Here is a 12,488-nt window from a genome sequence, read left to right on the forward strand (position 1 = left end):
TACGCGTACGTCAAGGTCAATTCAAGAGGCAGGCACCGAGCCCCAGATACTTGGAAGCAGCGTTTACTTCTCGGTCAGTTTGAGCTCGATGCGACGGTTCTGCGCCCGGGCCTCCGGGGTTTCGCCCGGTGCAATCGGTTGATATTCGCCGAAGCCGGCAGCCACCAACCGGTCCGCCGGCACGCCCTTTGAGATCAGGAACTTGACCACCGACGTCGCGCGGGCCGACGAAAGCTCCCAGTTATCGGCAAAACGACCGGCGCCCGAAAGCTGCACATTGTCCGTGTGGCCGTCGACGCGTAGCACCCAGTTGATCTCCGCCGGGATCTCCTTGGCGAGATCGAGCAGGGCCGTGGCGAGCTTCGCCATCTCCGCCTGCCCCTCGGGATTGAGGTCGTTGCCGCCGGAGGGGAAGAGCACCTCCGACTGGAAGACGAAGCGGTCTCCGACGATGCGGATGTTCTCGCGATCGGAGAGAATTTCCCGAAGGCGCCCGAAGAAGTCGGAGCGGTAGCGGTTGAGCTCCTGCACGCGCTGGGCAAGCGCGACGTTCAGCCGCCGGCCGAGATCGGCGATCTTGGTCTGTGACTGCTGGTCCTTGGCTTCCGAGGCCTGCAGCGCCACCTCGATGGCGGCGATCTGGCTGCGCAGCGCGGCGATCTGCTGGTTCAGCAGCTCGATCTGGCTCATGGCGCGGGCGCTGACCTCACGCTCGGTATCGAGCTCGGAGCCGAGGCGGCCGATCTTCTGGTTGGCAGCATCAGTGCTTCCCGCACCCTGGTCGAGCAGCGCCTGCAGGCGCGATCGTTCGCCTTCGGACGTGGCAAGCGACGCCTGGAGATTGGCAAGCGAATCCTCCAGATCCTGCTTGCCGCTCTTTTCCAGCGCCAGCAGTTGCGTGAGCTCGTTGATCTGGCTGTTCAGCCGGGTCAGCACTTCGTCCTTGCCGCTGATTTCACGGCTCAGGAGAAACTGTCCCAGAACGAAGACGGTGAGCAGGAACATGATCGACAGCAGAAGGGTCGACAGTGCGTCGACGAACCCCGGCCAGTAGTCGACCGTGCGCTGCGTGCGGCCTTTTCGGGCGAGCGCCATGGATCACTCCCCTCCGGTCTCGTCCATGCGGCTCACCTTGGCAGGAACGGCCGACTTGTCGCCATGCACCGCGAGGCGATCGCCGCTGCCGATGCGCGAAGCCAGCTTGTCGAGCGTCTTGCGCATCGCCTTGGCCTCGTCCTGCTGGGCCTCGATCCAGTCCCTGAGCATCTGCTGCTCACCACGCATGTTCTTGACCAGGCCCTGAATGCCTTCGGCGAGCGTTGCCATGGCCGCGGTCGTGCGCTGGTTCGCGCCCCCTTCCTGGTTGAGACGGACGAGCTGATCGGTGAGCTTCTTCAGCTCCTCGACAGGGGCGCCTGCAGGCAGGTCGAACGCAGGCGTCAACTCCGAGCCGACATCGGTGACCGAGGAAAGCCAGTTTTCGAGTTCGGTATAAAACCGGTTCTGAGCCCGACCGGCCTGCAAATCAAGGAAGCCGAGGATCAGCGAGCCGGAAAGGCCGAAAAGCGAGGTCGAGAAGGCCGTGCCCATACCGGTCAGTGGCGCCGACAATCCGTTCTTCAGCGCGGCCAGCACGTCCTCGGTGCTTCCAGAACCCGCATCCAGCGACTGGATCACCGTGTTGATCGAGCCGATGGTGCCGAGCAGTCCCCAGAAGGTTCCGAGCAGGCCGAGAAACACCAGAAGTCCGATCAGATAGCGCGAGATATCGCGCGTCTCGTCCAGCCGCGTCGCGATGGAATCCAGGATCGAGCGCAGCGCCGTCGTCGAAATCGCCGTCTGGCGACCACCGATCAGGGCGCGCATGGGCGCAAGCAGAACCGGGTCGCGTCCGACCTTGTCGGCACTGCCGGCGGCACGGAACGAGTTGAACCAGCGCACCTCGGGTCGCAGCGCCAGCACATGATTGAAAACCAGCAGGATGCCGATCAGGAGCACCCCGACGATCAACCCGTTGAGGCCGGGATTGGCGAGAAAGGCATTGTGGGCCTGGCGGAAGAGGATCGCGCCCACGAAACCGACGATGATCAGGAAGACCACCATCGTCCAGAAATAGTGCATGGGGCTCGAGAGCTTGTGCGGGTTGTAGCCGTCTTCCATGCCTTCCCGACCGTTCCAACCGGACAGATGCAGTTTCGTCATCGGTATCAGTATCTCCCGGTTCACTTGACGGAACGGCGCATCGCCGGCCCGGAGCCTACCGCATAATTCCCGAAACCGAAATCGATTCAAGGGCCAAATTATGCAATCGGCCAAGGCGCTGCGACCGCCCGCAGGTCCCTAGCTAGGCATGGACCTGTGGCACAGTCGTGTTGCCGCTCTGGCGTTCGATCCAAAAAATAAGCCTCCGACGCGGATGCGCATCGGAGGCTGCAGCACTTGCCAAGAAGGCCGGCTTACTTTGTCGGCACCGGGCGATGAACGACCTCCGTCAGCGCCTTGACGATGTATTCGTTGCCGCACACGACCGAACCGTCGTCAACCGGCCGGGCGCCGCCGTTGATGTCGTGCGTCCAGCCGCCGGCTTCGCGGATGAGAAGCACGCCGGCAGCAATGTCCCAGGCGGCAAGATCGCGTTCCCAGTAGCCGTCAAAACGGCCGGCAGCCACATATGCAAGATCGAGCGACGCTGCGCCCATGCGGCGGATACCTGCGACTTCGCCCATCACGTGGCGCAGCTCGATCAGGTACTTGCCGTGGTTGCCGCGGCCAAGGTGCGGGGTACCGGTGGCGATCACCGCGTCAGAGAGATGCTTGCGCGAGGCGACGCGCAGGCGACGGTCGTTGAGGAACGCGCCACCGCCACGCTCGGCGGTGTAAAGCTCATCGGTGGCCGGGTTGAAGACGACGGCGCCGACGATCTCGCCCTGGCGCTCGAGCGCGATCGAGACCGCGAAATGCGGGATGCCGTGCAGGAAGTTGGTGGTGCCGTCGAGCGGATCGACGATCCAGCGGTGCGCGCCGTCGGTGCCGATGATCTCTTCGCCTTCCTCGCCGAGGAAGCCGTAGGTCGGGCGAGCCTTCAGAAGTTCTTCGCGGATGAGCTTTTCGGCCTTGCGGTCGGCCTGCGAAACATAGTCGCCCGGTCCCTTGAGCGAGACCTGCAGGTTCTGGACTTCGCCGAAATCGCGGGCCAACGACTTGCCCGCCTTGAAGGCGGCCTGAACCATGACATTGAGGAGAGCTGAACGGGCCATATGGCGATCCCTTTGAAAACGAAAGCCGATCGAGCGCGCTCGGTCGGACGTTGAACCTGCTTGACGGAACAAGGCCCGAATTGCCCGCTTCCAGGCAAACCGCAGATCCAGCTCCGTCGTCAAAAAACCGAGTGAATTTTCACTCCGCTCGCATTCGCCGCCGGTCGCGGCACGTCGAGCAAAACCGCGGTTTCAGAACCACAAAAGCCCCGGCAATTCAAGTAAAATAGCGTTCCGGCGCCATTCTAAAGCAGAATCGGCCGCATTCGGCACTGATCAGCTGCGGCGATATTTGTTGGCGGCGCTGAGCGCCTGCTTCTGCTGCTCTTCGTTGAGACCGAGATAAAAGTCCTCGAGCGTATCGTCCTTGAGCCCCGCGCGGCGCGAAAGCACATACCATTTTGCCGCCTCGACCGGATTGGGCCGCGTGCCGATGGCATTGACATAGAGATGCGAGAGCCGGTTCTGCGCGACGACATTGCCGCCCTCGGCCGCTCGCCGCATCCAGCCAAATCCGTCCTCAAGGTTCCGCTCGCCGGCGATGCCTTCGATCATCCAGATGGCGATGTCGAGCTGCGCTGTGTCAAAACCCGCGCGCGCCGCACGGATCAGCCATTCGCGCGCCCGCGTTCGCTTGCTCTCCTCGATGCCATCGACATTGACCAGGATTTGCGACAGCGCATATTGCGCGTCCGCAATCCCCTGCTCGGCAGACTTCTCGTAATAGGGCATCGCCAGCTTCAACCCCTTCGGTCCGGGATTGTCGGCCACGAGCGTCTGCCCGTAGTTGAACTGCGCCGAGCCATTGCCGAGGTCGGCCGCCCTCTTCATCAACTCCTCGGACTTTTTCCGATCGCGCTTGGCGTAGCGCCCCTCCATCAGGATCAGCGCATACTTGAACATCGCCGCCGGATCGCCTTTTTCCGCGGCCTGGCCATACCAGAAGGCCGCCTGCTGCGGGTTGCGCACGACGCCCAACCCCTGCTGCAGGATTTCAGCAATCAGCGTCTGCGCCGCCGCGTCACCCAGCTGCGCCCGCGGCAATGCGAGGTCCATCGCGGTCAGATAGTAGCCGCGCTGGAAGGCGCCATAGGCGTCATCGACCTTGCCGGAAAAAGGCTTTTCCGCCGGGAGCGCCGGCAGTTCGGCACCCATTCGGTCGAAGACACCGACGCCTCCTGATGGCGCCGTTCCGTCAGCCGGCTTCTTACCCTGAGACCCGTCCGACTTTTCGTCGGTTTTGCCCGAAGCTGCACCTTCCGGCAGCGCTGCGCCGTTGAAAGGCGTGATGCGCCCGCGCTTCTCGACGCCGGCATCGTTGCCTGCGTCCGGCTGCTCCTGGGCATAGGCCGGCAGCGCCAGCGCAATTGCCAACGCGAAAAGGGAGACACTTCGACTCAGTCTGGGAGGCAGTCGGTTGAACATCGACACGTCTTAATCTTCAAACCGTGGCGCTTTTTCGTCAAGAAGTGCGTTGACGGCGGCAACGACCGACGGCGCCTGCCCCGGCTCGCCGAAGACCGCAAGACGAAGGGCGACGAACTCAGCGCCAGTCTCGGCAACGGCAAGCGCCGATTGCGGATCCGTGCCGCCCATGACGATGCAGGGAATCTCGATCATCGAGGCCCACCACTCGGCGAGCGCCAGGTTCTTCGGGTGCGCCTCCGGCTTTATGTCGCCATCGGTCTTGCCGAAGAACACGTAGTCCGGGCGCACTTCGCCGATCTCGAGCGCATGGTGGCGATCGGCGGCATTGCCGCCACCGACAATGAGCTTCGGCGTATGCTTCTCCACGGCTTCGCCGAGCACCTCGGCATTGCCGGACACATGCAGGCCGTCGGCCTTGGCCCGTCCGGCCACGCGGGAATCGCCTGCGATCAGCGCAGCCGCGCCCGCTTCCTGGATGACCGGCACCAGGCGCTCGGCGTGTTTCTGGAACTCGGCGTCATCGAGGCCGTATTGCGGCACGATGACCGAAGCGACATCGCCGCCCTTGAGGGCGTCGCCCAGCACCCGGGCGCGCTCCGCCGGATCGGGCATGTCGGGCGCGATCAGCACCAGGCGGCAGCGTTCTGTTGTCATGGGCAGATATCCATTTCCGGCTGTATCCGCCTGACGGCGAAACCAGCGCTCGATTTCATTTCCGAAAACCGATAGACGGAGACAGCAAAAGGATCAACCGCCCCTCATGCTTCCCGATCTCGACTTCTATCTTATCGCAATCCCGGCTGTTCTGCTTGTCGGCCTCAGCAAGGGTGGCATGGGAGAAGCGCTCTCGCTGATGGGCGTGCCGATCTTGTCGATGGCCGTATCCCCGGTCCAGGCGGCAGCCCTCCTCCTTCCGATCCTGATTGCGATGGATATCGTGTCGCTGTGGATGTGGCGCAAACACGGCGATCGAAAGACGCTCCTCATGCTCCTGCCGGGCGCGCTTGCCGGCATTCTGATCGGTTGGGCCACGTCCGCCTACGTCTCGCGTGACCTTTTGCGCCTGATCATCGGCCTTATCACCGTGCTCTTCGTCCTCCGGTACGTCTACAATGTCTGGCGCGCCCGCCACGGCATCACGATCGCACCGAAGACGCAACGCGCCGGTCCGGCCGCCCTTTGGGGCTCGTTCGCCGGCTATGGCAGCTTCGTCGCCCACGCCGGGGGACCACCCTTCCAGATCTACGCGCTGCCATTGCAGCTCGATCCGCGCGAGTACACCGGCACGATCGTGCGCTTCTTCGCGATCCTCAACGCCGTCAAGCTCATTCCCTACTTTGCGCTCGGACAACTGGACCTCAGCAACCTGAAGATTTCGGCGACACTGTTTCCGCTGGCGATCGTCGCGACCGTCTGTGGCGCCTTCATCGTGCGCCGCATGAAGCCGCAGGTCTTTTATCCCTTCATGTACACGATGGCGTTCATCGCCGGTTCGAAGCTGCTTTGGGATGGCATTAACAGCCTGCTCGCAGCCGGCTGAGCGCGGCTCCAAGTATTACGGAAATATTGCAAAGCAAAATTAGCATTTCGCACCGCACAAAATTCTTGCTGCTTCGCAAAATTTCGCCTAACGTTCCCTCATGACGATCGCGGACCCTTTCGATGCCATCGCAGACCCCAACCGGCGCTACCTGCTGGAGGAGTTGCGACGCGCGCCGAAGACCGTGAACGAGCTGGCAGAGGGCCTGCCGATCAGCCGCCCGGCGGTATCGCAGCACCTGAAGGCCTTGCTGGACTGCAATTTGGTCTCGGTTTCGGCAAGCGGCACGCGCCGGATCTATACGATCAACAGGCCGGGTTTCGACCGCCTCAATCTGTGGCTCGACCAATTCTGGTCTTGAGCCCGGCCGCCGCACAAGGGCGGCGCCTCAGACAAACAGACCGGGCGTCAAGCCCGGTCCAAAAAGTCCGTATATTCCGCTGTGGGGATTGGTTCTAAACCTTGTTGCGCCTACTCAGAGGGGAGATGGCGCTTCCCGATAATTCTGGGAAATACCTTTGATAATCAGTGAGTTGAGGAGCGAAGTCTTTCGATTTCGTCCTTAATGCGCAGCTTCCTCCGCTTGATGTCCGTAATCTGCTCGTCTTCTACCGACGGCTGATTCAGTGCCGCATGAAGCTCCTGCTCCAGGGCGCCATGTTTTTTCTCAAGCGTTGCAAGATGAGCCTCAACAGTCATTTGGCAGTCCCTTCCTTTTGCTTGCATCCGGCACGCAAATGCCGGATGTTCCATGGTTGTAACCTTACTACTGTGCCACGCCATTTTTCATTTGTCGAAGGCGAAATGATGACGACGGATAACTTCCCGTTACCGCCCAAGATGTGATAGAGCGGCATGAAATTCCGGTTCGAGGAGGACTTCGCAACCGGGCTGATGGGGATCGCTTTGCATGCCGGACCAGGACCAGGCCGAACTCAGACTGACCGCCGCGCGGCTGAGGCAGGAACATGAAGACTATGATGCTGCCATCAACGCCATGATCCAGACCGGCTGCGATGCGCTGAGAATCCAGCGCATGAAGAAGAAGAAGCTGGTCATCAAGGACAAGATCACCAAGATCGAAGACCAGATCATTCCAGATATCATCGCCTGAAGCGGACACTTAAAGACGTGATCGACACCACGACCCCACCCGTCGCCATCATCATGGGAAGCCAGTCGGACTGGGAGACGATGAAGAACGCCGCCGACACACTCGACGCGCTCGACATTGCCTATGAGGCGCGCATCGTTTCGGCACACCGCACCCCCGACCGGCTGGTCAATTTCGCCAAGGGCGCCCGCGACGAAGGCTTCAAGGTGATCATCGCCGGCGCCGGCGGTGCGGCACACCTGCCCGGCATGTGCGCTTCGATGACGCCGCTGCCGGTCTTCGGCGTGCCCGTCCAGTCGAAGGCCCTCTCCGGCCAGGACAGCCTGCTCTCTATCGTCCAGATGCCTGCGGGCATCCCGGTCGGTACGCTCGCCATCGGCCGCGCCGGTGCCGTCAATGCAGCACTGCTTGCCGCAGCCGTCTTGGCGCTCAGCGACAACGATCTCGCCGACCGGCTCGACGACTGGCGCGAACAGCAGACGGTCGCAGTCGCCGAATATCCGGTGGATGAGGCATGACCACCATCGGCATTATCGGCGGCGGCCAGCTTGGCCGCATGCTGGCGATGGCAGCTGCCCGTCTGAATTTTCGCACAGTCATCCTTGAACCGCAGGTCGACTGTCCTGCAGCACAGGTCGCCAACGAACAGATCGTCGCCGCCTATGATGACGAAGGCGCGCTCGACGCCCTTGCTGCCGCCAGCGACATTATCACCTACGAATTCGAGAACGTGCCGGTTTCAGCGGCCCTGCGGCTTGCCGGAAAGCGTGCCGTCTACCCGCCGCCGAAGGCGTTGGAAGTCGCACAGGACCGCCTCGTCGAAAAGCGGTTCATCAACGGTTGCGGCATCGCGACGGCTGGTTTCCACGCTGTCGACAGCCAGGCCGACCTGGAAGCGGCGCTCGCCGATTTCGGTGGAACCGGCGTGCTCAAGACCCGCCGCCTCGGTTATGACGGCAAGGGACAGCGTGTTTTCCGCTCCGCAGCCGACAGTCCGGCCGGCGCCTTTGCAGCGCTCGGCGGCGTGCCGCTCATCCTTGAGAGCTTCGTGCCGTTCGTGCGCGAGATCTCGATCATCGCTGCCCGTTCGACTGACGGAGCGGTCGCCTGCTTCGACCCGGCGGAGAACGTCCACCGCAATGGCATCCTCCACACCTCGACGGTCCCGGCGGCCGTGGGGGCAGAGACGGCAGAGGCCGCACGCAAGGCCGCAAAGGCGATCCTCGACGCGCTCGGCTATGTCGGCGTCATCGGCGTTGAGTTCTTCGTGCTGGCCGATGGCAAGCTGATCGCCAACGAGATGGCGCCGCGCGTGCACAATTCCGGCCACTGGACGGAGGCGGCGTGCGTCGTTTCGCAGTTCGAGCAGCATATCCGCGCCGTCGCCGGACTGCCGCTCGGCAATCCGCGTCGCCACTCGGACTGCGTCATGCAGAACCTGATCGGCGATGACCTCGACGCGGTTCCGGCCTTGCTCGCCGAGGATGACGTTCTGGTGCACCTCTACGGCAAGACCGAGGCCCGTGCCGGTCGCAAGATGGGCCATGCCACCCGCCTCGTTCGCAGCTGAAAGCCACAGAAATGCGGCTCGCGGCGGTAAAATGGGCCGTCTTGTGGTTGACACGCCGGGGGTGACACGGTATTTGCCATCCCACCTTAAGGAGCGCGCTCAGTGGCGCGCTTTTGATTGTTAGAGATACCGGGCGAATTTTCATTCCCCCGAAACCTGCGGACCAGGAAAATGAAGATCAAGAATTCGCTCAAGTCGCTGAAGGCTCGCCACCGCGAAAACCGTCTGGTTCGTCGCAAGGGCCGCATCTACATCATCAACAAGCAGAACCCGCGCTTCAAGGCTCGTCAGGGCTGAGTCCAGCTGGGCTGGGGACACCGCTTTCGGATGTCCCAAAATTGATTTTGAAGTTATTCCGTGGCGAGCTAACATGCTCGCCATGCGAGTTTTTGTACCCCTGATTTTGGCGTGTTCCGCCCTGCTCGCCACCTCCCTCGGAGCTGGCAGCTTCACCTTCGCGGCGGAAGCCTCGACCCAAGCGGAATCAGCCAGCCTCACGACACCGAAGCAGCGCCTTGACGGGCTGTTCGCCGACCTCAAGAAGGAACGCGACGGCGACAAGGCGCGTGAGCTCGCCAACCAGATCCGCTTGGAATGGCAGGATTCCGGCAGCGCCACGGTGAACCTGTTGATGCAATGGGCCGACAAGGCCATATCCGACAACAAGCAGCCGGCAGCCCTCGACATCCTCGATCAGGTCATCACGCTTGCGCCCAACTATGTCGAAGGCTGGAACCGCCGCGCGACACTGCATTACACGATGGGCAACTACAGAAAATCCATGTCGGACATCAACCGCGTGCTGACCATAGAGCCGCGCCACTTCGGCGCGCTCGCTGGCATGGCGGCGATCCTCGGCGCTTCCGGCAAGGACGAGCTGGCCTTGCGCGCCTGGGAGCAATTCCTGGCAATCTACCCGGCAGACCGCAATGCGCAGGCAAAGCTCGGTGAACTGGCCGAGAAGCTCGCCGGCAACAAGACCTGACGCTCCGCCGACCCACCACGCCATGACGTCCCTGCCCTCCGCCCTCTTCCTCCTGCACCAGCCCGCAACACCCCTCAGCGCGCGTGCGAGGAGGCGTGCGACGTCGCCAGCCGACAGGTAGACATATGTACCCAGCCGCCTTCCTGCTCATCGGATTGACGCTCGTCGGCATCGCCTACAGCCGCTGGCATGCACGCGCATTCACCCGACGGTTTCCCAATGTCGGCGAGCTGATCGATATCGGCGGCTATCACATGAACAGCGTGCACCTACCAGTGGGTGACGGCGCTGACCTGCCGCCGGTCGTCTTCATCCACGGCGCCAGCGGCAACCTGCTCGACCAGCTGCACGCCTTCGCCCCCGCCCTTACCGGCCGCGCCGAAATGCTGTTTGTCGACCGCCCGGGGCACGGCTATTCGGAACGCGGCGGCGCGACCAACGACCTTCCGGATGGGCAGGCGGCGGCGATTGCCGCGCTGATGGACAAACGCGGCATACGCCGGGCAATCATCGTCGGGCACTCTTTCGGCGGCGCCATCGCTGCAAGCTTCGCCCTTCATCATCCGCAAAAGACGGCTGGCCTCGTGCTTCTGGCGCCGGCAACGCATCCCTGGCCGGGCGGCATCGACTGGTACTACCATCTGACGGCGCTTCCGCTTATCGGCTGGCTCTTTGCCCACACCCTCGTCACGCCGCTCGGGCAGCGGCGGATCGAGACCGGCACACATTCGATCTTCTCGCCCAATCCGAGACCAGATGACTATGTCGACAAGACCGGGCCACACCTGGTGCTGCGACCTTCCACCTTCCTCAGCAACGCGCGCGACATCGCCAACCTGCATGCCTACCTGACCTCGACCGCGCCGCGCTATCGCGAGATTGCGGCTCAGACCGTGATCATCACCGGCGACAGCGACGGCGTCGTGCTCGCAGACATCCACTCCCGCGGGCTGGCGCGCGACATCCCCGGCGCGCATTTGCTCTGGATCGGCAATCTCGGTCACAAGCCCGACTATGTGGTGACGGACGTCGTCGTTGCCGCGCTGGAGAAGCTCGCCGGACAGCCGATCGATCTTGAGCAAATAAAAAGGCGGGCCGAAGCCCGCCTGATGGCCAGAACCGATGGGGTCGGCCAGGCCTGATCCTTGACGGCGAGATCGGCTCAGATGCCGCTCATGCCGTCGGAGCCGATGTAGGCGATGCGCAGCATGTTGGTGGCGCCAGGCGTACCGAGCGGCACGCCGGCCGAAATGATGACGCGCTCGCCGGGCTTGCCGAAGCCTTCCGAGGCAACGATGCGGCAGGCGCGGTTGACCATGTCGTCAAGGTCGGTCGCATCCTCGGTCACCACGCAGTGCAGCCCCCAGACGACGGAAAGACGGCGTGCCGTCTGGACGATCGGCGACAGGGCGATGATCGGCACCTGCGGGCGCTCGCGCGCGGCGCGAAGGCCCGTCGTGCCCGATGAGGTGTAGCAGACGATTGCCGAAAGCCGGAGCGTTTCGGCGATCTGGTGTGCGGCAAGCGAGATCGCGTCGGCACCGGTTGCTTCCGGCGGCGTGCGCTGCGCGTAGATGATGCTGGAATAATGCGGGTCGCGTTCGACGTTGCTGGCGATGGACGCCATGGTCGAGACGGCCTCGACCGGATACTCGCCCGAGGCGGATTCGGCCGACAGCATCACGGCGTCCGCGCCTTCGAAGACGGCGGTCGCAACGTCAGAGACTTCGGCGCGCGTCGGGACCGGCGCCGAGATCATCGATTCCAGCATCTGCGTCGCGACGACCACCGGCTTGCCGGCGCGGCGACAAGCGCGCGTCAGCTGCTTTTGCAGACCCGGAACCGATTCCAGCGGCATTTCGACACCGAGATCCCCACGCGCCACCATCAGGGCATCGGAAAGCTCGATGATTTCGTCGATGCGGTCGAGCGCCTGCGGCTTCTCGATCTTCGACATCAGGCCGACACGGCCGCGGGCGATCTTGCGAACTTCGGCGAGGTCTTCGGGGCGCTGAACGAAGGAAAGCGCCACCCAGTCGAACTCTCCGGTTGCCAGGACGGCGTCGAGGTCGGACCGGTCCTTGTCGGTCAGGACGCCGACGGCGAGCAGCGTGTCGGGCAGGCTGACGCCCTTGCGGTCGGAAATCTTCGTGCCGGCGACAACAGTCGCGACGATGCTCTTGCCGTCGGTCTTCTCAGCGCGCAGGTGCAGCTTGCCGTCGTCGATCAAGAGGCGATGGCCGGGCTTGACCGCTTCAAGGATTTCCGGATGCGGCAGGAAAACACGGGTGTTGTCGCCAGGCTCGTCCCTGTTGTCGAGGGTAAAGGTCTGTCCGACCTTGAGATCGACCTTTCCTTCGGCAAACTTGCCGACGCGCAGCTTCGGGCCTTGCAGGTCACCGAGAATGCCGATCGGCCGGCCACAGCGCGCTTCGACCGCGCGAATGCGCTGAACCAGCGTGCGCATCACGTCGTGGCTCGCATGGCTCATGTTGATACGGAACAGATCGGCCCCGGCCTCGTGCAGCTTCTGGATCATCTGCTCGTCCGAGGACGCCGGTCCGAGCGTGGCGAGGATTTTGACTTTTCTGTTC

At 63.1% G+C, this 12,488-nt stretch carries 15 protein-coding genes; 8 read left to right on the forward strand and 7 right to left on the reverse strand.

The genetic code is table 11. From position 1 onward, the window contains the following. Positions 1 to 63: 63 nt before the first annotated feature. The 5 genes from VGO04_RS24215 to VGO04_RS24235 form a co-directional block, all read right to left on the reverse strand. Positions 64 to 1,095, reverse strand: a complete 1,032-nt coding sequence (locus tag VGO04_RS24215; RefSeq protein WP_327498510.1) for a peptidoglycan -binding protein — start codon at positions 1,093 to 1,095, stop codon at positions 64 to 66. Between the two features lie 3 nt (positions 1,096 to 1,098). Beyond that, positions 1,099 to 2,202, reverse strand: coding sequence for a MotA/TolQ/ExbB proton channel family protein (locus tag VGO04_RS24220; RefSeq protein WP_327498511.1), 1,104 nt, complete (start codon positions 2,200 to 2,202; stop codon positions 1,099 to 1,101). A gap of 254 nt (positions 2,203 to 2,456) precedes the next feature. Next, entirely contained in the window at positions 2,457 to 3,257 is an 801-nt protein-coding gene (locus VGO04_RS24225) for an inositol monophosphatase family protein (RefSeq protein ID WP_327498512.1), read from the reverse strand. Positions 3,258 to 3,533: 276 nt separating this feature from the next. Continuing rightward, positions 3,534 to 4,682, reverse strand: coding sequence for a tetratricopeptide repeat protein (locus VGO04_RS24230; RefSeq protein ID WP_327498513.1), 1,149 nt, complete (start codon positions 4,680 to 4,682; stop codon positions 3,534 to 3,536). A 9-nt stretch (positions 4,683 to 4,691) separates the two neighbouring features. Further along, entirely contained in the window at positions 4,692 to 5,339 is a 648-nt protein-coding gene (locus VGO04_RS24235; RefSeq protein ID WP_327498514.1) for a thiamine phosphate synthase, read from the reverse strand. A 106-nt stretch (positions 5,340 to 5,445) separates the two neighbouring features. Here VGO04_RS24235 and VGO04_RS24240 point away from each other — a divergent pair, with 106 nt between their 5' ends. Together VGO04_RS24240 and VGO04_RS24245 are read left to right on the forward strand one after the other, a co-directional pair. After that, complete coding sequence (locus VGO04_RS24240) at positions 5,446 to 6,225, forward strand: sulfite exporter TauE/SafE family protein (protein WP_327498515.1); 780 nt, start codon at positions 5,446 to 5,448, stop codon at positions 6,223 to 6,225. A gap of 100 nt (positions 6,226 to 6,325) precedes the next feature. Further along, complete coding sequence (locus tag VGO04_RS24245; protein ID WP_327498516.1) at positions 6,326 to 6,586, forward strand: metalloregulator ArsR/SmtB family transcription factor; 261 nt, start codon at positions 6,326 to 6,328, stop codon at positions 6,584 to 6,586. 164 nt (positions 6,587 to 6,750) lie between these two features. Here the strand turns inward: VGO04_RS24245 and VGO04_RS24250 are convergent, their stop codons facing one another. Further along, the gene (locus tag VGO04_RS24250) at positions 6,751 to 6,924 is read right to left on the reverse strand and encodes a YdcH family protein (RefSeq protein ID WP_327498522.1); all 174 of its coding nucleotides are present in this window, start codon (positions 6,922 to 6,924) and stop codon (positions 6,751 to 6,753) included. Between the two features lie 211 nt (positions 6,925 to 7,135). Between VGO04_RS24250 and VGO04_RS24255 the strand changes: the two genes are divergently transcribed. The 6 genes from VGO04_RS24255 (at position 7,136) to VGO04_RS24280 (ending at position 11,036) form a co-directional block, all read left to right on the forward strand. Next, a complete protein-coding gene (locus tag VGO04_RS24255; RefSeq protein WP_327498517.1) occupies positions 7,136 to 7,339 on the forward strand; it encodes a YdcH family protein in 204 nt (67 codons plus the stop codon). A gap of 53 nt (positions 7,340 to 7,392) precedes the next feature. After that, positions 7,393 to 7,857: a 5-(carboxyamino)imidazole ribonucleotide mutase gene (purE, locus tag VGO04_RS24260; protein WP_327498523.1), complete on the forward strand. Its 465-nt coding sequence runs from the start codon at positions 7,393 to 7,395 to the stop codon at positions 7,855 to 7,857. Next, positions 7,854 to 8,909 carry a 5-(carboxyamino)imidazole ribonucleotide synthase gene (locus tag VGO04_RS24265; RefSeq protein WP_327498518.1) on the forward strand — a complete coding sequence of 352 codons (1,056 nt, stop codon included), beginning with the start codon at positions 7,854 to 7,856 and terminating at the stop codon, positions 8,907 to 8,909. Before purE ends, VGO04_RS24265 begins: the two co-directional genes overlap by 4 nt. 171 nt (positions 8,910 to 9,080) lie before the next feature. Then, positions 9,081 to 9,206: a type B 50S ribosomal protein L36 gene (gene ykgO / locus VGO04_RS24270; protein WP_024271182.1), complete on the forward strand. Its 126-nt coding sequence runs from the start codon at positions 9,081 to 9,083 to the stop codon at positions 9,204 to 9,206. A gap of 73 nt (positions 9,207 to 9,279) precedes the next feature. After that, on the forward strand, positions 9,280 to 9,894 hold the full coding sequence (locus VGO04_RS24275; protein WP_327498519.1) for a hypothetical protein: 615 nt from the start codon (positions 9,280 to 9,282) through the stop codon (positions 9,892 to 9,894). Positions 9,895 to 10,019: 125 nt separating this feature from the next. Then, the gene (locus VGO04_RS24280; protein WP_327498520.1) at positions 10,020 to 11,036 is read left to right on the forward strand and encodes an alpha/beta hydrolase; all 1,017 of its coding nucleotides are present in this window, start codon (positions 10,020 to 10,022) and stop codon (positions 11,034 to 11,036) included. A 20-nt stretch (positions 11,037 to 11,056) separates the two neighbouring features. Here the strand turns inward: VGO04_RS24280 and pyk are convergent. Continuing rightward, positions 11,057 to 12,488, reverse strand: a 1,432-nt coding sequence (gene pyk / locus VGO04_RS24285) for a pyruvate kinase (protein WP_327498521.1), incomplete at its 5' end; no start/stop codon positions are given.

It is taken from the genome of Ensifer sp. (assembly GCF_035999185.1).
Classification (GTDB): domain Bacteria; phylum Pseudomonadota; class Alphaproteobacteria; order Rhizobiales; family Rhizobiaceae; genus Ensifer.

Bases quoted from the DNA above. Each gene is read 5' to 3' on its own strand.
- VGO04_RS24220 (WP_327498511.1), bottom strand. From the start codon at position 2,202: ATGACGAAACTGCATCTGTCCGGTTGGAACGGTCGGGAAGGCATGGAA.
- VGO04_RS24225 (WP_327498512.1), bottom strand. From the start codon at position 3,257: ATGGCCCGTTCAGCTCTCCTCAATGTCATGGTTCAGGCCGCCTTCAAG.
- VGO04_RS24235 (WP_327498514.1), bottom strand. From the start codon at position 5,339: ATGACAACAGAACGCTGCCGCCTGGTGCTGATCGCGCCCGACATGCCC.
- ykgO (WP_024271182.1), top strand. From the start codon at position 9,081: ATGAAGATCAAGAATTCGCTCAAGTCGCTGAAGGCTCGCCACCGCGAA.
- VGO04_RS24240 (WP_327498515.1), top strand. From the start codon at position 5,446: ATGCTTCCCGATCTCGACTTCTATCTTATCGCAATCCCGGCTGTTCTG.
- VGO04_RS24255 (WP_327498517.1), top strand. From the start codon at position 7,136: ATGCCGGACCAGGACCAGGCCGAACTCAGACTGACCGCCGCGCGGCTG.
- VGO04_RS24265 (WP_327498518.1), top strand. From the start codon at position 7,854: ATGACCACCATCGGCATTATCGGCGGCGGCCAGCTTGGCCGCATGCTG.
- purE (WP_327498523.1), top strand. From the start codon at position 7,393: ATGGGAAGCCAGTCGGACTGGGAGACGATGAAGAACGCCGCCGACACA.
- VGO04_RS24245 (WP_327498516.1), top strand. From the start codon at position 6,326: ATGACGATCGCGGACCCTTTCGATGCCATCGCAGACCCCAACCGGCGC.
- VGO04_RS24280 (WP_327498520.1), top strand. From the start codon at position 10,020: ATGTACCCAGCCGCCTTCCTGCTCATCGGATTGACGCTCGTCGGCATC.
- VGO04_RS24215 (WP_327498510.1), bottom strand. From the start codon at position 1,095: ATGGCGCTCGCCCGAAAAGGCCGCACGCAGCGCACGGTCGACTACTGG.
- VGO04_RS24275 (WP_327498519.1), top strand. From the start codon at position 9,280: ATGCTCGCCATGCGAGTTTTTGTACCCCTGATTTTGGCGTGTTCCGCC.
- VGO04_RS24250 (WP_327498522.1), bottom strand. From the start codon at position 6,924: ATGACTGTTGAGGCTCATCTTGCAACGCTTGAGAAAAAACATGGCGCC.
- VGO04_RS24230 (WP_327498513.1), bottom strand. From the start codon at position 4,682: ATGTTCAACCGACTGCCTCCCAGACTGAGTCGAAGTGTCTCCCTTTTC.